Source organism: Aliamphritea spongicola (assembly GCF_017051665.1).
Classification (GTDB): Bacteria; Pseudomonadota; Gammaproteobacteria; order Pseudomonadales; family Balneatricaceae; genus Amphritea; species Amphritea spongicola.
The window spans coordinates 166322-189314 of sequence record NZ_JAFIDL010000008.1 but is presented as its reverse complement, the minus strand read 5'-3'; the positions used below and the strand labels follow the sequence as shown (position 1 = coordinate 189314).

Sequence of the window (22993 nt, the reverse complement as noted above, 5' to 3'; positions counted from 1 at the left end):
ACCGGCCACCTGCGGCTCACCAACTACCAGGTTATCGAATGACTATTAAAATCGGCATCGTGATGGACCCTATTGAGGACATCAGCTTTAAAAAAGACAGTTCTCTGGCCATGCTCTGGGCAGCGCAGCGTAAAGGCTGGGAAATCTGGTACATGGAACAGCAGGACCTTTACCTGCGGGACGGCAAGGTACTGGCTAAAATGGCCCCGATGACCGTTGCCATGGACCCGGATAACTTTTTCCAGCGTGGCGAATACCAGATTCAGGAAGTCTGTGCACTTGATGCAGTCCTGATGCGCAAAGACCCGCCGTTCGATAACGAATTCATTTACACCACCCACTTACTGGAAATTGCTGCTGCCGCCGGCGACACACTGATGGTCAACCGGCCGCAGGCCCTGCGTGATTACAACGAAAAAATCTTTGCCACACACTTCCCGGAATGCTGCCCGCCGGTACTGGTTACCCGCCGGGATGACCTGCTGCGCGAATTCCACGCTGAGTACAAAGACGTCATCTTTAAACCACTGGACGGCATGGGCGGTACCTCCATCTTCCGGATTCAGGAAGAAGGGGTAAACCTGGGGGTTATTATTGAAACCCTGACCAAGTTCGGCACAGAAACCATCATGGCACAGAAATATCTGCCGGAAATTGTTGATGGCGATAAGCGCATTCTGCTGGTCGACGGAGAACCGGTGCCATACGGTCTGTCCCGGATTCCGACCGGCGGAGAAGTCCGCGGCAACCTGGCAGCCGGCGGTGTTGGCGTTGGCCGTGCCCTGACAGAACGGGAACTGTGGATCGCCCGTCAGGTCGGCCCGACCCTGAAAGAACAGGGGATTCTGTTTGCCGGCCTCGATGTTATCGGTGACTACCTGACCGAAGTAAACGTCACCAGTCCTACCTGTATCCGGGAACTGGATGAACAGTTTGGTCTGGACATCGGTATGCAACTGATGGATGTCGTGGAAGCTAAACTGGCTGCCCGGAAGTAAGGTCACCTGATGCCGGTTTACCACCACCAGCAACCTGCAGAGCAGTGCCTATGAGCAGTGCTCTGCAATCCCCTGTTTCCTCCGCTGACCGCCTTGGTTTCACAATATTCATGGCGGTCGCCATTCACGCTGTGGCGATTCTTGGCATCAGCTTCTCGCTGCCGGACGTCAGTGAGATTCCTCAGACACTGGAAGTCACCCTGGCCAACTTCAAAAGCGAAGAAGCACCGGACGATGCAGACTTTATCGCCCAGAATAACCAGGCAGGCAGCGGACAGCTGGAAGAAAAGCAATTACCCACCACCCGGGAAAAAGCAGAATTTCAGGCGGACGACATACAGGATGTCACCTCCCGTCTGGCGGTTGATAACCGTCAGCTCACTTATGACGAAATGTCAGCAATTGAAACCGCTCTGGCTGAAATTGATGGCATCAGCCAACAGCAACTGAGTAACAGCCAGCACGAAGTAATCACCAGTCTGGCCAAACAGCAACAACAGGCCGCACCACAGAGTCAGACTAAGCAAGAGCAGAAAAAGTCCTCTGCATCTCTGCCCGGTAATACCGACACGATTCTGACCCGCAGTCTTGAAATCGCCAGTCTGGAAGCCCAGCTAGCTTTACAGCAACAGGCTTACGCAAAACGCCCCCGGGTTAAATGGATGACCTCGGCCAGTACCCTGAGCCATAAAGATGCGGAATACCTCTCCAACTGGAAACGCCGCATTGAGGCCGTCGGCAACCTTAACTATCCGGTTCAGGCCCGCCAGCAACGGCTTTATGGCAGCCTGCGACTGCTGGTTGCCATTCAGCCGGACGGCTACGTAAAAGATATTCAGATACTGCACTCCTCCGGCAGCACTTTGCTGGATAATGCCGCCATGCGGATTGTGGAACTGGCTTCCCCCTTCCAGCCATTCCCGGAAGAAATGCGCCAGACCACCGATATTCTGGAAATAATTCGCACCTGGAAATTTGAGAAAACCACCCGGGTGTACTAGTCCTAGTACTAAGGTCATAACAAATGATCTGCGTGCCGGGGGTTTAAACAACCCGCTTTACACAGCAATGCTGCTTTTGCATCAGCCAGAACCAGCGGCCGAAAAGGAGCCAATAACATGTCCTTACCGCCTGACTCCGACATACCCGGCAACCCTCAGGACACCATGTGCCTGCGGGACCACTTTCTGATCTCAATGCCTCATATGCATGATGGCAACTTTGCCCAGAGCCTTACCTATATCTGTGATCACAATGAACACGGTGCCATGGGCATTATCATCAACCGCCCGCTGGACCTCAGTTTCCAGGCGCTTCTCAGCCATCTGGAGATTGAAACTGACCACGAGGCTACCGCCCAGCCCGTGTTTGCCGGTGGCCCGGTACAGACCGACAAAGGCTTTGTCCTGCACCTGACCGGTGACCGGGAATGGTCATCCTCCTATGATGTCAGTGACCGTGTCAGCATCACCAGTTCACTGGATATTCTTGAAGACCTTGCCAACAGTAAAGAACAGGTTCCCAGCCTGGTTGCATTAGGCTATGCCGGCTGGGGTGCAGGCCAGCTCGAAGACGAAATCCGCCAGAATGCCTGGTTAAGTTGCCCGGCAAATTTAGATATACTATTCCACATGCCTGCCGAGCAACGGCTACATGCCGCCGCTGCAAGTCTCGGTGTGAATCTGGATCTTATGACAGCCCAAAGCGGCCACGCATAAATTTCATAAGAAGTATTAATGAGCGAAACTACTCAAACCGTTCTGGGATTTGATTTCGGTACCAGCCGCATAGGTGTGGCTGTTGGCCAGAGCCTTACTGGCACCGCAGCGCCACTGGAACCGGTGGCCGCCCGTGACGGCATTCCCGACTGGCAGATCTTCGATCAGCTGATAGCTGAATGGCAACCTACCGCACTGGTTGTCGGCATCCCCCTCAATATGGATTCCACCATCAGCGACATGGCCCGCCGGGCCCGTAAATTCGCCAACCGCCTGAAAGAACGCAGCAAACTGCCCTGTTACCTGATGGACGAACGGCTGACATCTGATGAAGCCAAGCGAATCAGTGTGTCCCGAGGCGGCAGCAACAACTTTAAACAAAACTCTGTGGACGGCATCGCCGCCCAACTTATTCTGGAAGACTGGCTGGCAAGCGAAACCCGCATCCCCAGCGAAACCCGACTGGAGGACCTCTATGGTATCGGGCGTAATTAAGGTCGACGCGTTATTAGAAAAAATGACCCTCGAACTGCAAAACTATCTGAAGGCCAGAGCAATCGAAAACCCGATGATCATCGGTATCCGTACCGGCGGTGTCTGGATCGCAGAAGCCCTGCAAAAAAGCCTTGAACTGGACAGCCCTATGGGAGTTCTGGACATCGCTTTCTACCGGGATGACTTCACCCGCATGGGCCTGCACCCGAAGGTGCAGCCGTCTATACTGCCCACCGCAACCGAAGGCAGACACATCATTCTGGTTGACGATGTGCTGATGAGCGGCCGTACGGTACGTGCGGCAATGAATGAAATTTTTGATTATGGCCGGCCAGCCTCAATTACCCTGGCCGCTCTGATCGACCTTAACCGTCGTGAACTGCCCATCCAGGCGGACGTCGTCGGAGAGGTGATGCTGCTGGCAGCCGATGAACGGGTCAAACTGACCGGTCCGGAGCCACTGTCCATCGAAATCAGCAAACGTGCCGACTGAATCCTGGCAAACACAGCGGAATCCCAACATGTTTGAACAACAAGATCCAAACCAAATACAGCTCAACAGCGAAGGTCAGCTGAAACACTTTCTGACCACCGAAGGCCTGAGCCGCGAACTGCTCAGCGAAATCCTCGACACCGCTGACTCCTTTGTGGACATGAGTGCCCAGCAGGTTAAGAAAGTCCCGCTGCTGCGCGGCAAAACCGTTGTAAACCTGTTCTTCGAAGCCAGCACCCGTACAGCCAGCACCTTCGAACTGGCTGCCAAGCGTCTGTCTGCCGACGTTCTGAACCTGAATATCAGCACCTCTTCCACCGCCAAGGGCGAAACCCTCAGGGATACCCTGATGACCATGGAAGCGATGCACTCCGACATGTTCGTGGTCCGTCACTCCGACAGTGGCGCTCAGCATTACATCGCTGAAAACGTTACCCCTAACGTTGCCGTGATCAATGCCGGTGACGGCCGCCATGCCCATCCGACTCAGGCAATGCTGGACATGCTGACTATCCGCCAGCACAAAGGCGACTTCAGCCCACTGAAAGTGGCCATTGTCGGTGACATCCTGCACTCCCGGGTAGCCCGTTCTCAAATCCACGCCCTGCGTACTCTCGGCGCAGCTGAAGTTCGGGTCATTGCCCCGCACACGCTGCTGCCACGCCATATCGAAGCGTTAGGCGTACAGGTCTACACCGACATGAAGCAGGGCCTGAAGGACGTAGATGTCGTCATGATGCTGCGTCTGCAGCGTGAACGCATGCTCAGCGCCCTGCTGCCAAGTGAAGCGGAATTCTACAAACTGTACGGCCTCAGTGAAGACAAGCTGCAACATGCCCACCCGGATGCCATTGTCATGCACCCCGGCCCGATTAACCGCGGTGTGGAAATCGAATCCGCCGTTGCCGACGGTCCCCGTTCCCTGATCCTCAATCAGGTGACTAACGGTATCGCCGTACGCATGGCCGTCATGTCGATGTCCATGAGTGGCCAGACTACAGAAGCTGCGCGCCGGGCTGAACAGCACGCCAGCCGTACAGAATAAGCGGGAATGAAAAACATGAATATTAAAATTCAGGGAGGCCGCGTCATCGACCCGGCCAGCCAGCTTGACCAGATTACAGACCTGTATATCAGTGACGGAAAAATTGCTGCCATTGGCCAGGCACCGGCAGGCTTTAACGCCGACCAGACCATCGACGCCAGTAATCAGGTTGTCAGCCCCGGTCTGATTGATCTTTGTGCCCATGTCCGCGAACCCGGCTATACCCGCAAAGGTAATATAAACACAGAAACAGCTGCAGCCGCTGCCGGTGGTATCACCACCCTGTGCACCCCACCAAATAGCAAACCCATTGCCGACACGACCGCCGTCGTCGACTTGATTCAGGACCGTGCCCGTGAAGCCGGCAATGCCCGCATTCTGCCAATGGGTGCCCTGACCCAGGGGCTGGCCGGTGAACAGCTGAGCCCGATGCACGGCCTCAGCCAGGCTGGCTGCATTGCCTTTACCAACATGCGCCAGCCAGTGAAAAACTCACTGGTCCTGACCCGCTGTCTGGAATACGCCGCCACCCACGACCTGCTGGTAATCTTCCAGGCGGAAGATGCCGGACTGGCAGCCGGCGGTGCCATGCACGAAGACACCACCTGTACCCGTCTTGGCCTGAACGGTATTCCTGAAACCGCAGAAACCATCGAAGTTGCCCGCTGCCTGTTGCTCATTGAACAAACCGGTGTGCGTGCCCACTTCGGCCAGCTCTCCTGTGAGCGTTCAGTGAAAATGGTGATGGACGCCCGTGATCGTGGCCTTCAGGTAACCGCTGACATCGCCATTCAGAACCTGCTGTTAACCGACGAAAACGTCAACGGCTTTGATCCTAACTTCCACCTGATCCCACCACTGCGCAGCCAGCTTGACCGTGCAGGTCTTCGTCAGGCACTGCTGAGCGATGGATTCCAGGCGATCTGCTCAGATCACCAGCCCCATGAAACGGCCGCTAAACAGGCACCGTTTGCAGCCACTGAACCGGGTATGACCGGTCTGGAAACCCTGCTGTCCCTGTCACTGATTCTGGTGGAACAGGAACTGATCAGCCTGCCACAGATGCTTTCCAAGCTAACCTGTGGTCCGGCGGAAGTACTGGGTATTGAAAGCGGACAGATCGCCGAAGGCATGCCGGCCGACCTGTGTATTTTTGACCCGCAGGCAGAATGGTCACTGACCCCGGAAACCAGCCGCTCAGCCGGTCAGAATACCCCGTTCATGGGTCACACCCTGAAAGGCCAGGTCAGCCATACCCTGCTGGACGGTGAAGTGGTATTCCGGCTCGGCTGAATAAAAGCCACCGTAGCGATAAGCCACAAAAAAAGCCGGTATCTTTCGATACCGGCTTTTTTATTTCGGTTATGTAACTGGCCAGAAAGCCTAGGACATATCCGAAATTTCTTTGTTTATCATTTCCCTGATCTGCTCTTCATCCTGAACCATGTCACTGCCTTCCTGACGCAGAGACTTCAGCAGACCTATGGTCATCGCAATGATTACGAAAGTGAATGGCAATGCGCCGGCAATAGAAGCTGCCTGCAAGGCTTTCAACGCTTCCTTACCACCCAGTAACAGGATCATCAGAGTAACCGCACCCAGCAGCATCCCCCAGATAATACGCTGCTGTACCGGCGGACGACGGCCGAATGACAACAGACGGCCCAGTACCAGCGTACCGGAGTCAGCGGAGGTTACGAAGAACACAACCACCACAACCAGCGCAGCCAGTTTGGCAACCGTTGCAACCGCACCTGGCGTTACCACATCAAATGCAGCATACAGGGTACCGGCATAATCCCAGTTGTTAACGGCAGTGTTGTAGATGCTCATATCCGCACCGTAGATACCTTCGTAGATACCTGCAGAACCGATAATACCGAACCACAATACAGCCACCATAGAAGGCACCAGCATTACGCCGAAGACAAACTCACGCACAGTACGGCCACGGGAAATACGCGCAATGAACATACCTACGAACGCTGCCCAGGCAATCCACCAGCCCCAGTAGAAGATGGTCCAGCCACCCTGCCATGTACGTTCTTCAGGGCTGCGGGCTGTCCACAGGGTCATCTGAATCGCTTCAGACACATACTCACCCAGACCGGTCAGTGTGCTGGCAATCAGGTAGTTGGCATTACTGGCAACCAGGAAGTACGCCAGAATGACAATACAGATCCAGGTGTTCAGCTCAGACAGAATCTTGATGCCTTTTGCCACACCGGTGGTTGCAGAGAAGGTTGCAATCACAGTGATCAGCAGAATAGATACGATGGTAACTGTCTGGGATTTCTCTTCCAGTACACCCAGAGACACCAGACCGGAACCGATCTGCTCTACCCCTAAACCCAGTGTGGTTGCGATACCGAAGATAGTACCGAATACCGCCAGGATATCGACAGTGTGACCAATCGGACCGTAGATCTTGTCACCGATCAGCGGATACAGGGAAGAACGCATGGACAGCGGCAGACCTTTACGGAATGCGAAGTACGCCAGCGACAGACCCACAATGGCATACATGCCCCAGGCAACCGTACCCCAGTGGAAGATTGTCAGTTTCAGACCACCGGCAACCGCATCAGCCACCAGATCATTCGGTACAGGGAAACCTTCATCACCCGGCATCAGACCGGCACTCAGTGCTGCCTGCTTCGCTTCAAAGAAGGTCGCCACAGCGGCCTTTACTTCAGAGCTTAGGAACGGGTTACCGCCACTCCAGCCACTGGCGAAATGAATCAGGGGTTCAGACATCGAGAAAAACAGCATACCGGCACCGGTACCACAACCAAACAGCATGGAGAACCATGCAAAATTGGAGAATTCCGGACGGTCACCGTCTTGTCCAAGCCGAATCTGGCCCACTTTGGAGAACATTACGTACGCACAGGCAATAAACGCCATCAGCATCACAGCAATGTAGTACCAGCCTAAAGTCTGTTCAATCCACGCTTTCAGGCCGAGGAACTGTGCACTGGCGGTTTCCCCCAGTAGCACGGTATAAAGAATAAACATCAAAACCATCACAATGGCGGTGATGCCCAGGGTCGAGTTGAGGCCTTTGAGAATGCCCCGTTTTGCTATGAGTTGATCTAACTCTGCATCGTTTATCATCATGCATCCTTCTTATAATTATTTTCAGAAACACAGCCTGACAACTCTCTCTAACCGAAAGCGATATATCCCTATCAGGTCAGGCAATGTGCTGCAATCCAGACTGTATCCGGCCTGCACCGGTAACGGACCCTTAGGCAGACGGCTGATACTCTCCCGGTCAGAAAAGTAACAGCATCCGGCTGCGTAACCGCCCGATACTGCATACAGAAAATGGATCACATCTGTTCAAATGAACAATTGAGCAACCATACGCCGTGGATATAAAGTCCCCAAAAAGGCCTTATATCGCAGCGAAATAGCAGATTCAGCAAATACGCCGAAAATCACGGTAGCAAAGCGGTACGCCAGAAGATTGTTCAGAATCGCCATAAACACGTTTAAAATCGTCATCCTTTAACACATTTGCGACGTGCTCATGTCGTAATGATACATTTATTTCAAAGAAATTAATGTATAAAAATCAACCAATTAACTATTAATTGCCTGCTCAAGATCGGCAATAAGATCACTGATATTTTCAATACCGAGAGAAAACCGTAATAAATCATCCGGCACCGGACTGGTTTCCCCTTCGATCAGAGCGCGGTGTTCCACCAGACTTTCAACACCGCCAAGAGACGTTGCCCGTACAAAATGCCGTAAACGGCCCATAATGCGCGCGGTATTTTCCCGACCACCCTCAAAGCGGATCGACAACATACCACTGAATCCGCCCTGCATCTGCGCGGCAGCAACACTGTGCTGTGGATGGCTTTCCAGCCCGGGATACATCACTGCCTTCACGCCGGGATAGCCTTCAAAATGCCGGGCAAACGCCATGGCATTTTCACAGGCCCGCTGAACCCGCACATGCATGGTGCGCATGCCACGCAGCAGCAACCAGCTTTCAAACGGCCCCAGAATACCGCCGTGCTGGGCACGGATCAGTGCAGCTTTCTGCCAGCGCTCATCTTCACGGGCACAGATCAAGGCACCGGCTACCACATCACTGTGGCCATTAATGTACTTAGTCGCCGAATGGAACACATAGTCAGCGCCCAGTGTAATCGACTGAGTCAGTAACGGTGTACCGACGGTGGAATCCACCACCAGCTGTGCACCGGCCTGATGGGCCAGCTCAGCCGCCCGGGCAATGTCCACCACTTCCCAGGTAGGGTTTGCCGGTGTTTCGGTCCATACCAGCTGTACCGGCGCCGCCTGAATCACATCCGCCAGGCTCTGCATATCCCCGGCATCATAAAAATCCAGCGTAATACCCCAGTCTTCGCAAAAGGTAATCAGCCAGCCACGCAATGACCAGTACATCACCTTTGGTGCAACAATCCGGTCACCAGGTCGCAAAGTCTGTACCAGTGCCGTTGCCGCCGCCATACCGGAGGCAAACAGTTTGCAGGCGGCACCCTTTTCCAGCGTACACAGCAACTGTTCAGCCATCTCAGCATTGACACTCTGATCCCGGGCATAAATACGGCTGCTGTCGTACAGCTCACCCTGCTCATCCCGGGCGAATGTGGTTGACGGCTGAATCGGCGGGACCACCGCACCGGTTTGCTTATCCAGATAATGACCGGCCTGAGCCAGTAACGTTTCAACCTTATCCTGCTGTTCCATAAATACATTCCTTACCGGGTATCAGCATACCGGGCTCATTCAATTATCTCTGTTCACACGTTACCGGCCTGCTGCTTCAGCCAGTTTATAAAAGTCATTACCCGGGTATCATTCAGTAATGCTTTGGGGACCGCAATACCCCATTCGCCATTACCTGCAGTATATTCATTCACTGGCCGGATCAGACGCCCCGCCGCCAGATCATCCTCCGCCACCGGGCCGTTAACCAGCGCGATCCCCTGGCCGGCGATTGCCATTTCCAGCGCCACCGCCAGCGTATCCACCACCAGCGGGCTTTGCCGCCGCTGATTACCGGTCCCCAGCGTCATAAACCACTCATCCCAGCCCCAATAGCCTTTTTCTGTGGAAACCGTCAGTAAGGGATAATTCTCCAGTGCCTCCGGGGTCAGCGGCAGCTGCGCATCTTGCAACAGCTGTGGCGCGCAGACCGGGTACACCTGCGAAGGAAACAATCTGATCCAGTGTAAATGCGACGGCATCTCCGTACGACTGTAAATCAGGCCTATATCGGCATTAGCTTCATCAAATTCCCAGGCAGAATTATTGGCCTGTAAATGAATGTCTATGTCAGGATACTGACAGCGAAAATCACTCAGGCGACCGGCCAGCCAGCGAATGGACAGAGTGATATACGCCTGTAACCGCAACGCCGGATTAGCACTCTGCTCCCGAACGGTTTCACAGCCTTTAATCAGTAATTCCAACGCTGCCCGTACACTGGGGTAAAGTGCCTCCCCTGCCGGTGTCAGCACTACATTGCGGCCCTGTCTGGCAAACAGCTTCACGCCAAGGTCATCTTCCAGCGTATGAATCTGATGACTGATCGCCGGATGGGTCAGGTTCAGCTCATCCGCGGCACCACGGATGCTCTGCAACCTTGCGGCAGCTTCAAAACCTTTCAGTGCCTTAAGGGGCGGTAACTTGCGCAGATCAATGGCCATCGGGAATATCCGCAGACGATAAGAGTTATAAAACGACTTCAATATTTAACTTACCAATTCGGCGATTGGAAGATTTTTTTTACCAATCATGTAAAAAAAGATCAATTGTTGCCAACCGCCACTCCTCCTACCTTTAAGTGCATTCCTTTTTATAAACATTCCAAACCACAAAACACACAATAAAAAAGCAGAGGGTGGCACATGAAAATCGGATTTATCGGCCTGGGTAATGTCGGTGGCAAACTGGCGGGCAGCTTATTACGTAACGGCAAAGACCTGACCGTCCGGGATCTCAACCAGGTATTTGTGGATGACTTCGTCTCCCGGGGTGCGGAAAGTGCCGACTCCCCGAAAGAAATGGCAGAAAAATGTGATGTCATCATTACCTGCTTACCTTCTCCTGCAGCCTGTTCAGAAGTAATGGAAGCCGATGACGGCATCATCGCCGGTCTGTCGGAAGGCAAAATCTGGATGGAAATGAGCACCACTGACGAAGCCGAAGTACGCCGCATCGCCGAACTGGTGGAAGCCAAAGGCGCCATGCCGGTAGACTGCCCGGTTTCCGGTGGTTGCCACCGTGCCGGCACCGGTAACATTTCCATCTTTGCCGGCTGTACCCGGGAAGCCTTTGACCGGGTATTGCCAATCCTCACCACCATGGGCCGGCGCATTCTGCATACCGGCGAACTGGGCTCAGCCTCCATTCTTAAAGTAGTAACCAACTATCTGTGTACAGTGCATCTGGCGGCCCTGGCTGAAGCCCTTACCGCTTCAAAAGTACTGGGCATGGACATGAACGTCACCTATGAAGCGATCAAGGCGTCTTCCGGTAACTCTTTTGTTCATGAAACCGAATCACAGGTCATCCTCAACGGCAGCCGGGACATCAGCTTCACTATGGATCTGGTCCTGAAAGACGTCGGTATCTTTGACGAAGTCACCAAACGTAAAGGTATGCCGCTGGAAATTGCACCGCTGATGGTCGACATATTCCGGGATGGTCAGGACCGTTACGGCCCGCGGGAATTCTCACCCAACATTATCCGCCGGATGGAAGAAGCCTGTGACGTACAGGTACTGGGACAAAACTTCCCGGCTGAAATGGTCGACGACGAACCGGAAGAACCGGGCTACGAAGTGGTCGTGCCGGGACGTCAGGACTACTGATATCCCGCAGCACAGCGCCGGTCAGTCTGACCGGCGTTTGCACATCTATACTCAGTAGCGTCAGACACGCTTTTATCCGCTTTATCAGCTAACAGGCAGACGAATGAAAACCCTCGATAAACTGTATATCAACGGCCAGTGGCAGGCATCCGCCAGTAATCGCTATATTGACGTCACCAATCCGGCTGACAATCAGATTTTCTTACGTGTCCCCCAGGGCAACAATGAAGACGTTGAGCAAGCCGCACAGGCCGCCCGTCAGGCACTGCCCGGCTGGGCAACCTCGCTGGCCAGTATCCGCGCCGACCTGATGCGAAAAATCGCGGCTGAAATGCGTAACCGTTACGACGAACTGGTCGATGCCCATGTCAAATCCATGGGCTGCCCGCGCCATCTGACCGGTGCATTCCATGTGGACGCCCCCATTGAAGCCATGGAATACTACGCCGACCTGGCCTACAAGATGGAAGCCGTCGAAGAGCGCAATGATGTTTTACTGCTGAAAGAACCGGTAGGGGTCTGTGCCTTTATCAACCCGTGGAACTATCCGCTGCACCAACTGATCGGCAAGGTCGCACCCGCGCTGGCTGCAGGCTGCACCATCATCGCCAAACCGGCAGAACAGACCCCGGAGCTGGATTTTCTCATGGCTGAAATTTTTGACACGGCAGGCTTACCCGCCGGGGTCTTTAATCTGGTCTCCGGTCTGGGAACAGAAATCGGCCCGGTTATGTCCAGCCACCCTCAGGTCGACATGGTGTCCTTTACCGGGTCCACACGCGCCGGAGTGCAGGTGGCTGCAGCTGCAGCCCCGGGTGTAAAACGGGTCTGTCAGGAACTGGGAGGGAAGTCCGCCTTTATCATTACCGAGGATGCCGACCTGAGCGCCGCAGTGCGCTACGGGGTTGAAGACGTTATGGCCAACACCGGTCAGACCTGCAACGCCCTGACCCGCATGCTGATCCCCCAAAGCCGCTATGAAGAAGCGGTCGCGCTAGCGGCTGAAATTGCCGGGGAGCAAGTGGTTGGCGATCCTACCGACGATGCCACCACCATGGGCCCGATGGCATCACACCGTCAAAAAGAAACCGTTGAAAACTATATCCGCCTGGGGCTGGAAGAAGGTGCCCGCCTGGTGACGGGCGGGCCGGGCGCACCTGCCGGCCTGCCTGAACAGCTACGTGACGGCGCTTTTGTGCAGCCAACAATTTTTGCGGATGTCCATAACCGGATGCGCATTGCCCGGGAAGAAATCTTCGGCCCGGTACTTTGCATTATTCCTTACAGCGACACTGAAGACGCCATCGCCATCGCCAATGACACCCCTTACGGGCTGTCGTCCGGTGTCTATGCCAAAGACGCCGCCTCGGCCATTCCGATTGCCCGGCGTATGCAGGCCGGCCAGTGCTACATTCAGGGTGCCTATTTCTCCATGGATGCCCCCTTTGGCGGGTACAAGCAGTCCGGTAACGGCCGCGAATGGGGTGAACACGGCATGGATGAATACATGGAAACCAAAGCCATCATCTGTAGCTGAATCCTCCCAGTGCTTATTGCATCAGCCAGTCATTTGCCCACTGGCTGATGCGACCAGCCTTTAACCTTTTAAGGCTTTTATCCGTCTAACCGACTTTAAAAACATGGTCAAATTAACCACAAAAGCTATTTTGTCCATTATTTTTTACACTTGAGCAATTTATTTTTTCCCTGTACGCTCCGCCCCTCCTGAATAATGTACTGTATACACTGGAGAAAACGTCTTTTTTGGTACAGTCAAAAATCCGTTTCGACTAGCCTTTTTGGGCTATTTTTCAGCTTTACCTAAAGTAGTACTGTAAGCGTCGTTGATTGAGATCAATATACACGCTGGCAGTTGCTGATCTGCTCACCGTTACGTCGCAAACAGGTACAGACAAGCGCAGGAACTGCTATATATAATTTTTGTTCAGGCTATCGCCACGGTAATCATCCTGTCATTTAACGATGTTAGTGCACCATGAAATACCCGCTCTCTGACCCTGGTCTGAGCAGCGATAGCGGACTATATTCCATCAACAGCCAAGCGTGAGATTAGGGATAACTATGAAAAGAAGAAATATGCTGAAAGCAGCTGCTGCCGGTATCGCAGCAGCCCCTCTGGCAATGACGGCAACGACAGCTCAGGCTGCAACTGTACGCCTGCGTATGCAGACATACTGGGGCACTGAGTCTGACGAAATCCATAACGAGTTCATCGACGACATTAAAGTTGCTTCCGACAAGACCCTGCGGGTGAAGCGTTTCCGTGGTTCTGAACTGGTACCTAACGCAGATATGATGCAGGCAGTTGGCAAAGGCACAATCGATATGTGTCAGGGCTACTCCGGTTACTGGCCTGGCCAGCTGGACATCGCATCCATCGAAGCCGGCCTGCCAGGTGCATGGACTGACTACGACGAAGCACAGTACATCATGGAATCCAAAGGTCTGATCGACCTGATCCGTGAAGCGTACGCAGAGAAAGGTGTTCACTACCTGGGCCCTATCATGGGCGGTCCTTTCGACCTGCTGACCACCAAGCCTGTTAAGAGCCTGGAAGATCTGAAATCCATGAAGATCCGTGCAACACCTTCTGTTGCCAAGGTTCTGGAAAAATTTGACATCCCTACTGTATACCTGCCAGGCGGCGAGCTGTACCTGGGCCTGTCTACCGGTACCATTGACGGTGTTATCTATGCCGGTACCAACGAGTACAAGGCAATGAAACTGTACGAATCTGCCAAGTACTACACCTTCCTGGGTATGGTTAACCCGGGTTACACCGATGACATGCTGATCAACAAAGCGAAGTGGGACTCTCTGTCCGACGAGCACAAGCGCATCATCGAAATGGCATACGCCAAGCACGCCCGTAAGATGCACACCTGGATGGTAAGCGGTTCTATCGATGCCGGTACAACCGGTCTGTTCGAATTCAACACCCTGCCAGAAGCCGATCAGGCGAAACTGCGTGAAGCTGCCCGTGTTATCTGGGACGAAGAAGCTGCTAAGTCTCCGCGTAACGCGGCTGCCATTAAGATCCTGGAAGAAGCTGCTAAAGCGACCGGGAGAGCATAATGGCCGGGATATCTCGCTTACTTGACCTCCAAGACGGGATATCCGAATTCATCGGCAGGGCCATCTCCTGGATGTGCCTTGCCATGATGGGCGTTCTCGTATTCGAGATCTCCGCGCGATATCTGTTTAACAGCCCAACCTCATGGGCCCATGAAACCACCACCATGCTGTACGGAACCTTCTGTATCCTGGCAGGTGTCTACACCCACAAACACCACGGCCACGTACGCAGTGAGGCGATTTATCACCTGTTCTCACCCCGTGGCAGAGCGATACTGGACGTCATTACCGGCGGTATCGGCCTGGTTGTGTTTGCCGTGTTCTTTAATGTGGCGTTCGAATTTGCCGCCGATTCATGGCGCAGTGGCGAACTGTCATCAAAAAGTACCTGGGCACCACCGATTTACCCGTTTAAATCTGTATTACCCCTGGCCGTTGGCCTGATGTGGTTACAGAGCCTGGCTCACTTTATCCGTGACCTGCGCGTTGCTCTGAATATGGATAAGCCGTCGCAACCGACCGCTGCTTCCGAATAAATAATTAAATAAAGGAAACTAACGGTGTTAGATCTCGATCCTTTAGTCGTCACGGGCGGTATGTTCGGCTGCATGCTGCTGATGCTGATTCTCGGCGCACCTCTTACCTGGGCACTGCTGACCGTCGGTGTCGGTTCTGCCTACTTCCTGTGGGGCGCTGCCGGCCTTGAGCTGCTAGCTATCAGCACCTTCGCCTCCATGGACAACTTCCTGCTGGTCGCCCTGCCGATGTTTATCTTCATGGGCCTGATGCTGCAACGTTCCGGCATCACCGACGACCTGTTCGACATGATTAACAAGCTGATGGGGGGTACCCCCGGTGGTCTGGGTATGGGGACAATTATCGTCTGCGCCCTGATTGCTGCCATGGCCGGTGTATCCGGCGCGGCGACCGTCAGCCTGGGGATTATTGCCCTGCCAGCCATGCTGAAACGTGGCTACGATAAAAAACTGGCCACCGGTACCATTATGGCCGGCGGCGCACTGGGCTTCCTGATTCCGCCAAGTGTACTGATGATCATCTACGCCTTCCTGGCACGGGAATCCGTCGGCAAACTGTTTGCTGCCGGCCTGATGCCGGGTCTGATGCTGGCGGGTATTTACATTCTGTATGTATTTATCCGTGCCAAAATGAATCCGTCACTGGCCCCGCCAATTGACGAATCTGAGCGGGTAGACCTGAAAGGCAAACTGACAGCTCTGAAAGCGCTGATCCTGCCGGGCTCTCTGATTGCCACTGTACTGAGCTTCATCATCTTCGGTATCACATCACCGTCTGAAGCGTCAGCAGTAGGTGCGGTCGGTTCGATTATCTGTGCAGCAATTTACCGCAACCTGACCCGTGAAGTAATGAAAGATGTACTGATCAGCACCACCAAGCTGATGGGTATGCTGTTGTGGATTACTCTGGCGGCGGTCTTCTTCAGTAAGGTGTATATCGGCCTGGGTGCCGGTATGGTTCTGGAAGAGTTCATTGAAGATGCCGAACTGTCTGCCTACTGGGTAATCATCGCCATGCTGGCCTGTTACTTCCTGCTGGGCATGTTCCTGGACGACTTCGCCATTGTATTTATTACGGTGCCGCTGTTCGTGCCAATCGTAGATACTCTGGGCTTTGATACCGTCTGGTTCGCCGTACTGTTTATTATCAGTATGCAGTCTGCCTACCTGACACCACCCTTTGGCTACAACCTCTTCTATATGCGCTCGGTGGCGCCGCCAAGTGTCAGCATTTATGACCTGTATAAAGCGGCGATTCCGTTCGTGTTCCTGCAGATCATTGGTCTGGCACTGGTGGTAATGTTCCCGCAGATCGCTCTGTGGTTACCGGAACAGATTTTCGGCTAACCCCGAATTCAGCACAGAAAAAAGGCTGCCCGGTTACCCGCGCAGCCTTTTTTATACCTGCCATACCTGATCAGTCGAGCAACTCAGACACAATCAGCTTCAGCAAAAACGTTTCCCGGTCGATGGACTGTCCCTTCTTATCACTGCCGGCAATGATTGCCTCGTTATGGCGAATCGCCTCATGAATATTCATCCATACCGGATGCATCCCGTTCTGCAATTCATGGCTTTCCAGCTGAGGTTCTCCCAGTTCCCCCACCAGCTCGCAGCGATAACACAGGGAACGCATCAGTACCCAGTCATATCCAGGCTTATGCCAGGGACGGTACTCATCATACTGACCATAAGGCTGAATATCTGTCACATCCGCAGCACCGGTTTCTTCCCGTAATTCACGGATTAAGCCCTGAATAGCCTCTTCACCGTCATCAATCCCACCACCGGGCAATGAATAATCATCATATCTGGCGGTATAAAGCAGCAGAATATTCTCGCCCTGCAGCACGATTCCGCGGGCAGCAGTACGGATAAACAAACGGTCATCACCGGTCAGCATGTCCGGTTTTACAGCAGGACGAAGTAAACGCATGGTCGTCTCATTCCAACAACAAAAACGCAATTATCCACTGCCCTGCTGAAGACACAACCACTCGCTTACTTTTTACCAATCCCCATCCGATACAGGACATCATGGCCGGCCATGCGATGCTTAACCGCCGCGGCTACATGCAGAACAACCACCGCCAGCAGCGTCCAGGCCAGAATTTCATGGTTTTCAGACGTAAAATCTTCCAGTTTAATGCCCATCCAGGTATCCATGGTCGGAAACAGCTTAGGCATCGGAATCCCAAACAGCGTCACCCCGTGGCCACCAAAATCCGTTTCTGCCCAGCCCAGCGTAATGATCACCGCCGGCAGAATATACAGTGCCAAATGCCCGGCATGTGCCATACGCTTATCCAGTGCTGTAAAACCCTCCGGTAATTCCGGAGGCTTAATCAACGCACGGGCAGCAATTCTCGCGAGCAGTAACATTGCCAGTAATACGCCGATGGAAATATGCATGGCAAAGATAAACTCTTCGCCAGCAGAATCTTCCGCAAAAAAACCATGCATCAGATAACCGCTGCTCCACATCAGCACAAAACCCAACGCCATCAGCCAGTGAATAGTCTTGACTGAAAAGCTATATTGATTATTTAAATTACGATTTTGATTTATTTCAGACATAACAGAGCCCCTTGTCATCAGGCGACCAAACAGGTTATCAGGAAATGTCAGACAGCCTCACCGCTGCCTGAAAGAAAATTAAAAGCTGTGCTGTAGAGAGTTACCGGCGTGTTGAAAACTGATATTCATGACGAATACCTGCTTACGGTAACCGTAGCTCAACTGCCAGCCAAAACGCTTACAGATATCCCGGACAATCTCCAGCCCGTGACCATCCTGCCCCTGCCCGGATTCTGCACCGCTGACAGGATTTAACATTTGCAGCCCCCGCCCGGATAACCGGAACTGGACAAACTCCTCACCGAAGTTCAGACCGTTATGCAGCAGGGCAGTCAGTAATGTATCCACAAGTGCCAGCGGCGCGGTAACACGGGCCTCACCAAACAGTGTGAAAGTCATATCACGGCTGTCTGCTTGCGGCTGGCATTCACGGAAAAGGGCCTCTAAACGTGAGCGTACATTAATGGTTTCACATTCAGATTCTTCCTCAGAGGCCGGTAACGGGTTTATGCGGATCATCCGGCCGGACGGTCCACAGGCCTGCTCACTGCTTAACTGATTCTTCGCAGCGTTACCGATTGATTTCGGTGCCAACGGAACCTCAGCGATTGTACCCTGCAGTGTATGCAATCCATGCCCCGCATACCGGGCAAAGCCGCTTTTCGCCTGTAAGGTTTCCACCAGACGCTGAACCAGATCATTCAGCGCCTGATGAAACGATGACGTATTCAGAGATAACATTCCGCCCCCCAATCATATTTAATCCCGATCAGGTTGAGCATCAATAGGTTACTGCGTGCCAGATCCCGGCTGTAGCCGGCTAAAAGCACACTGATATTTGCTACTGCATACACCTGAACATTCATTCAGGCTGAATGTTAACAGGGCACTTGTGAAAAGATTGTTAAAGCCATTCTTGCCTGCCGTTCAGTCCTTCAGCAGCTGAAAATCACCGTTTTTCTCCATAGCAGACTTATAGGCAGGACGGGCTTCCATTTGCATAATCCAGCGCTGGCAGGCCGGGTAATCCCTCCCCAGCCCGCCCCGGGCCTGAAGTGCACGTACGGTATACCCCATTTGAATATCCGCCGCAGAAAAATCATCTCCTGCAAACCACGCCTGTTGCTCCAGTGTGGTTTCCATACTTTGTAACAACAGGCGGGTCACCGGTCCGGTATAGGTCGCTCTGGCTTTAGACGTCATCAGACGGATAACAGGCTTAAACAACCAGGGAGCCCGCTGATCAAAACGGTTCAGCAGCAATTCCATCGTATTTACATTCATGATGCTGCCTTCCGCCGCGTGCAGCCAGTAGTTATAACCGATTCTGGCATCCGTTCCGGCCTCAGGCCGCAATCCCCTGTCACCGTAGGTATCCAGCAGATACTCAATAATCGCGCCGGATTCAGCAATCATCCGTTCGCCATCAGACAGAAGCGGTGCTTTACCAAGCACATGGAGCTGCTTAAAGCGCGCCTCCGCCATACTGTTTTCCTGCTCACGCTGAAAATGCAGCAGTTCATACTCCAGCCCCATTTCCTCCAGAAGCCAGAGAATCCGTATCGAGCGGGAATTTTCAAGATGATAGAGCGTAATCATGTGGATAAACCTGTCAGGTAAGAATTGCGATAAATCTATCATGGATTTATATTCCATGGAATATAATTAAAAAAACAAATCCCGGCAAAAGCAGCCATCTCCCGGTTAAAGCTTTTTCAGAAGATCAAACAACTGTTGCTGTTCAGCAGCATCCAGCCCCAGTTGCATATTCATCAGGCTGGAGTCAGCATCCTGATGTGTCTGACGGCCAGCATCGGTAATCTTCAGAAACACCACCCGCTGATCAGCATCGCTGCGCTGCTTTACCGCCAGACCTGCAGCGACCAGTTTGTTCAGCGCCCGGGATACATTCGGGCTGTCATCGATCATCAGAGCTTTGAGCTGATTAACCGTCAACCCTTCCTCCGGCGCGTAATCCAGCGCATGCAGCAAGCCCAACTGTAACAGTGAAACACCGGTATGCTGGATCAGCCGGGTCATTTGTACATGCCGCTCATGGCCGACGCACAACAGTAAGCCGGTAACCTTCTGTTCCAAACTCATATCGGAATCAATAATGGCGGTTTTATTAGCCAAGGCAGCATTTCCTTAAAGACAACTGATAATCACGGCCAATTTTCCGGGATCTCCCGGCAAATTACCAGATACCTGCTACGCCAGCCGTAACTGTGTATCAGCAGGCGCTGCCCAGACCGGCTCGCGTATCTCAGCCAGAGACAGGCTCTGCTCCCACAAGCGGGCAAAATCTTCCGGCCTGCCAGTCACACTGTGGCGGTAACGGCCTACTTTAACGCCGTTAAAATAGCCTCCCTGTGAAGGCAAATCAGAGGCTGTCAGTACCTGACGGATTTTCTCAGCTGCATGCTGAGGCGAGATCGCAAACCAGTGGATCATCAAGCGCATCAGATGCCCGCCCTGCCGGTGCATGCCGGTATTCACATAGCCAGGGTTAATGGCATCCACATCAACCCCGTAATCACCCCGGGCATTCAGCCAGTAAGCCAGCAACCCGTTCGCCCGCAGCGCCTCAGTCATACCTTGCATACCCTGATAACGGCGTCCGAAAATACGGCTGTCCAGCTCAACACCTCCGAAATTCGCACAGCCGTTAATCAACACCCGGGGATTCTCTGAAGCAAGTAATAAAGGCCGCAACAATAACAGCAACATAAAACGGTGCAGGTAATTCACCACAAAGGCTTTATCCACACCTTTCTCATCCAACAGGGACTGACGCTGATAAACCCCGGCATTGAGCACCAGCCGGTCCAGCGAGCTGCATTCATGGCAATATTCCGCAGCCACCCGCTTAATATCACCGATATTTCCAAGATCAGCCGGGTAGTAACGGATCCGGCCACGGCTCAGCGCGACCAGGTTCATCCCTCTTACCTGATCCGTCCCGCCAATGACATCCACATCATGCCCCTCCGCAAACAGCTGCATGGCCAGTTGCTGCCCCATCCCCGATGTACCGCCGGTAATTAATACTCGCATAGCTCACCCCCATATTCAGGAACAGCCAAGTATCGCGGCGCAATGGTAAAACGAAGGTTAACAACCGACCGTACACTGAACCGGCAGCCCGGCCACCCGGTCATCACGACACCGCAGACCAACAGAAGTACGCTGAAAAGAACCATAATCATGCTGACAACCCAGTTAAGAATCCGGAAGACGGCCTCACCGCTACCGGTGGAAATATTAAAAGCAGTGCTGCCGGGATTTCTCAGAGGGCTGAAAACTGATATTCACAACAAACACCTGCTTGCGATAACCGTAACTCAGCTGCCAGCCGTAACGCTCACAGATACGCCGGATAATCTCCAGCCCGTTACCGTCCTGGTCCTGTCCGGATTCTGAACCGCCGACAGGATTTAACATTTGCAGCCCCCGGTCAGATAAGCGGAACTGGACAAACTCCTCACCAAAGTTCAGGCCGTTATGCAGCAGGGCTGTCAATAATGTATCCACAAGAGCCGGCGGCGCAGTGACGCGGGCCTCACCAAACAGCGTACAGGTCATATCACGGCTTTCTGCCAACGACCGGTACTCCCGGAACAGGGCTTCTAAATGTGAACGCATATCGATGATTTCACATTCAGATTCTGCCTGAGAAACCGGTAGCAGAATGCTGCGCCTCATCTGCCCTGAGAACTCACTGTTCCGCCCGGTGTCCTGCACATGACCTGGCTGTTGCTTTGCAGAACAGCAGGAGTTCGGGACTATCTTAGCTTGCGGAGCTATCGGAGAATCGGGTATTGAATCCAGCGGTGTACGCAACCCGTAACCGGCACACCCGGCAAAGGTACGCTCTGCCCGTAAAACACCGGCCAGACGCGATACCAGATCGTTCAGCACCTGACTAAACAATGATTGTTTCAGTGACAACAACTTAACACCTCCTGCTATATCCGGCATGCTTCAGGCTGATCGTAAACGGCACTTTCCCAGACAATGCCTGCGGATAAACTGCCCTCTGGCAGAGCTTCCATTTACGTCACCTTCAGTCACATTTGGCCTGCACCATAGCAATACAACCTTAAAAAACTCTTAAAAGGCTCTGAAAACACCGGGAGGTCTGAATCCGTTTTACACGGGAATCCGAAAGGACTTCAACAGCCGGATTCAACAGTCACATACCCGCCATATATAAACCCTGTCAGGTTGCTGATAATCTTAAAGCTGCAGATATCACCGACTTTGCCGGCACCGGCAACAAAGGACAGAAAGCCCCCGGAATCATCAGCTGCATACAGGAGCAGATATGAATCAGACCACTTACGACTTCAGCGCTAAACGGGTACTGATTACCGGTGCCAGCCAGGGCATCGGCGCAGCCATTGCCCAACAGTTTCTCGCCGCCGGTGCACGCTGTATCCTCGCCAGCCGCAGCAAGCCTGATTACCTTCCACTTGAAAATGCCCACTGGATAGCCACGGATCTGGCAGATCCCGCACAGATCGAATCCCTGTTCGATCAGTTGGAAACAGCCTTCGGCGGGGTGGACGTGCTGATCAATAACGCCGGCGTCCAGCTGGCAAAAACCGTCGATGCAACCACTGACGAAGACTGGCAGTGGCTCAGTAACATCAACATGCGGGCCCCGTTCATGTGCTGCCGCCGGGCGGTACAGATCATGAAAAAACAGGGCAACGGCGCCATTGTGAATATCGGCTCTATAGGCGGCATCACCGCCGATCATGAACTGGCCATTTATAATGCGTCAAAAGCCTGGATGCACGGTTTGACCAAAGCCATTGCCACCGACCATGGCAAACATGGCATTCGCTGTAACGCAGTGTGTCCGACCTGGACCCTGACAGAAATGTCCACGGAATTCTTTGACGCCGAGCCCGATCCGGCGGCCGCCCGGCAGGGTGTATCCCGCCGCCATCCCTTACAGCGACTGGCCCAACCCCAGGAAATTGCACAGGCATGTCTGTGGCTGGCCAGTGATCAGGCCAGCTTTATCAGCGGACAGCTACTCAGTGTCGACGGGGGAATGACCGCCAGCTCCGCGGTTGATCCGGTCATCGATATCAGCGGCGTACAGACATGAAAAAGCCGCCAGTCAGGCGGCTTTGAGAGGGAGAAAATGCTGGCGAACTGACA

At 53.4% G+C, this 22993-nt stretch carries 24 protein-coding genes; 13 read left to right on the top strand and 11 right to left on the bottom strand.

Features of this window, described 5'->3' with window-relative positions:
- The first annotated feature begins 38 nt into the window (after positions 1–38).
- The 7 genes from gshB to JYB63_RS19600 all read left to right on the top strand — a co-directional run bounded on the left by gshB (position 39) and on the right by JYB63_RS19600 (position 6042).
- Positions 39–998, top strand: a complete 960-nt coding sequence (gene gshB, locus JYB63_RS19630; protein WP_205659622.1) for a glutathione synthase — start codon at positions 39–41, stop codon at positions 996–998.
- 50 nt (positions 999–1048) lie between these two features.
- The gene (locus tag JYB63_RS19625; protein ID WP_205659621.1) at positions 1049–1999 is read left to right on the top strand and encodes an energy transducer TonB; all 951 of its coding nucleotides are present in this window, start codon (positions 1049–1051) and stop codon (positions 1997–1999) included.
- A 117-nt stretch (positions 2000–2116) separates the two neighbouring features.
- Positions 2117–2716, top strand: coding sequence for a YqgE/AlgH family protein (locus tag JYB63_RS19620; protein ID WP_243432078.1), 600 nt, complete (start codon positions 2117–2119; stop codon positions 2714–2716).
- An 18-nt stretch (positions 2717–2734) separates the two neighbouring features.
- The gene (gene ruvX, locus JYB63_RS19615) at positions 2735–3211 is read left to right on the top strand and encodes a Holliday junction resolvase RuvX (protein WP_205659620.1); all 477 of its coding nucleotides are present in this window, start codon (positions 2735–2737) and stop codon (positions 3209–3211) included.
- The gene (gene pyrR, locus JYB63_RS19610) at positions 3192–3704 is read left to right on the top strand and encodes a bifunctional pyr operon transcriptional regulator/uracil phosphoribosyltransferase PyrR (protein ID WP_205659619.1); all 513 of its coding nucleotides are present in this window, start codon (positions 3192–3194) and stop codon (positions 3702–3704) included. The genes ruvX and pyrR overlap by 20 nt, the downstream gene beginning before the upstream one ends.
- A gap of 28 nt (positions 3705–3732) precedes the next feature.
- Positions 3733–4749: an aspartate carbamoyltransferase catalytic subunit gene (locus JYB63_RS19605; protein ID WP_205659618.1), complete on the top strand. Its 1017-nt coding sequence runs from the start codon at positions 3733–3735 to the stop codon at positions 4747–4749.
- Positions 4750–4764: 15 nt separating this feature from the next.
- Positions 4765–6042, top strand: a complete 1278-nt coding sequence (locus JYB63_RS19600) for a dihydroorotase (RefSeq protein ID WP_205659617.1) — start codon at positions 4765–4767, stop codon at positions 6040–6042.
- A 90-nt stretch (positions 6043–6132) separates the two neighbouring features.
- Here JYB63_RS19600 and JYB63_RS19595 read toward each other — a convergent pair whose 3' ends face one another.
- The 4 genes from JYB63_RS19595 to JYB63_RS19580 form a co-directional block, all read right to left on the bottom strand.
- Positions 6133–7869, bottom strand: coding sequence for a BCCT family transporter (locus JYB63_RS19595; RefSeq protein WP_243432077.1), 1737 nt, complete (start codon positions 7867–7869; stop codon positions 6133–6135).
- 225 nt (positions 7870–8094) lie between these two features.
- Positions 8095–8259, bottom strand: coding sequence for a hypothetical protein (locus tag JYB63_RS19590; protein WP_205659616.1), 165 nt, complete (start codon positions 8257–8259; stop codon positions 8095–8097).
- 78 nt (positions 8260–8337) lie between these two features.
- Positions 8338–9480, bottom strand: coding sequence for a trans-sulfuration enzyme family protein (locus JYB63_RS19585; protein ID WP_205659615.1), 1143 nt, complete (start codon positions 9478–9480; stop codon positions 8338–8340).
- Between the two features lie 53 nt (positions 9481–9533).
- Entirely contained in the window at positions 9534–10442 is a 909-nt protein-coding gene (locus tag JYB63_RS19580) for a LysR substrate-binding domain-containing protein (protein WP_205659614.1), read from the bottom strand.
- A gap of 201 nt (positions 10443–10643) precedes the next feature.
- Here JYB63_RS19580 and JYB63_RS19575 point away from each other — a divergent pair, with 201 nt between their 5' ends.
- The 5 genes from JYB63_RS19575 to JYB63_RS19555 all read left to right on the top strand — a co-directional run bounded on the left by JYB63_RS19575 (position 10644) and on the right by JYB63_RS19555 (position 16588).
- A complete protein-coding gene (locus JYB63_RS19575; protein WP_205659613.1) occupies positions 10644–11609 on the top strand; it encodes an NAD(P)-dependent oxidoreductase in 966 nt (321 codons plus the stop codon).
- 103 nt (positions 11610–11712) lie between these two features.
- A complete protein-coding gene (locus JYB63_RS19570; protein ID WP_205659612.1) occupies positions 11713–13146 on the top strand; it encodes an aldehyde dehydrogenase family protein in 1434 nt (477 codons plus the stop codon).
- Between the two features lie 545 nt (positions 13147–13691).
- Entirely contained in the window at positions 13692–14705 is a 1014-nt protein-coding gene (dctP, locus tag JYB63_RS19565; RefSeq protein ID WP_205659611.1) for a TRAP transporter substrate-binding protein DctP, read from the top strand.
- An 83-nt stretch (positions 14706–14788) separates the two neighbouring features.
- Positions 14789–15241: a TRAP transporter small permease subunit gene (locus tag JYB63_RS19560; protein ID WP_243432076.1), complete on the top strand. Its 453-nt coding sequence runs from the start codon at positions 14789–14791 to the stop codon at positions 15239–15241.
- Positions 15242–15265: 24 nt separating this feature from the next.
- Entirely contained in the window at positions 15266–16588 is a 1323-nt protein-coding gene (locus tag JYB63_RS19555) for a TRAP transporter large permease (protein WP_336510912.1), read from the top strand.
- Positions 16589–16658: 70 nt separating this feature from the next.
- Here JYB63_RS19555 and JYB63_RS19550 read toward each other — a convergent pair whose 3' ends face one another.
- The 7 genes from JYB63_RS19550 to JYB63_RS19520 form a co-directional block, all read right to left on the bottom strand.
- A complete protein-coding gene (locus JYB63_RS19550; RefSeq protein ID WP_205659609.1) occupies positions 16659–17177 on the bottom strand; it encodes an NUDIX domain-containing protein in 519 nt (172 codons plus the stop codon).
- A gap of 65 nt (positions 17178–17242) precedes the next feature.
- Positions 17243–17818: a cytochrome b gene (locus JYB63_RS19545; RefSeq protein WP_205659608.1), complete on the bottom strand. Its 576-nt coding sequence runs from the start codon at positions 17816–17818 to the stop codon at positions 17243–17245.
- A 78-nt stretch (positions 17819–17896) separates the two neighbouring features.
- Positions 17897–18559 (bottom strand): ATP-binding protein, encoded by a 663-nt coding sequence (locus tag JYB63_RS19540; protein ID WP_205659607.1) that lies wholly within the window; start codon positions 18557–18559, stop codon positions 17897–17899.
- A 186-nt stretch (positions 18560–18745) separates the two neighbouring features.
- Entirely contained in the window at positions 18746–19417 is a 672-nt protein-coding gene (locus JYB63_RS19535; protein ID WP_205659606.1) for a glutathione S-transferase family protein, read from the bottom strand.
- 105 nt (positions 19418–19522) lie between these two features.
- On the bottom strand, positions 19523–19954 hold the full coding sequence (locus JYB63_RS19530) for a MarR family winged helix-turn-helix transcriptional regulator (protein WP_205659605.1): 432 nt from the start codon (positions 19952–19954) through the stop codon (positions 19523–19525).
- Between the two features lie 75 nt (positions 19955–20029).
- Positions 20030–20875, bottom strand: a complete 846-nt coding sequence (locus JYB63_RS19525; RefSeq protein WP_205659604.1) for an SDR family NAD(P)-dependent oxidoreductase — start codon at positions 20873–20875, stop codon at positions 20030–20032.
- A gap of 207 nt (positions 20876–21082) precedes the next feature.
- Positions 21083–21769, bottom strand: coding sequence for a hypothetical protein (locus JYB63_RS19520; RefSeq protein WP_205659603.1), 687 nt, complete (start codon positions 21767–21769; stop codon positions 21083–21085).
- Between the two features lie 376 nt (positions 21770–22145).
- On the opposite strand from JYB63_RS19520, the gene JYB63_RS19515 reads away from it, so the two are divergent.
- Entirely contained in the window at positions 22146–22940 is a 795-nt protein-coding gene (locus JYB63_RS19515; protein ID WP_205659602.1) for an SDR family NAD(P)-dependent oxidoreductase, read from the top strand.
- The last annotated feature ends 53 nt before the right edge of the window (positions 22941–22993 follow it).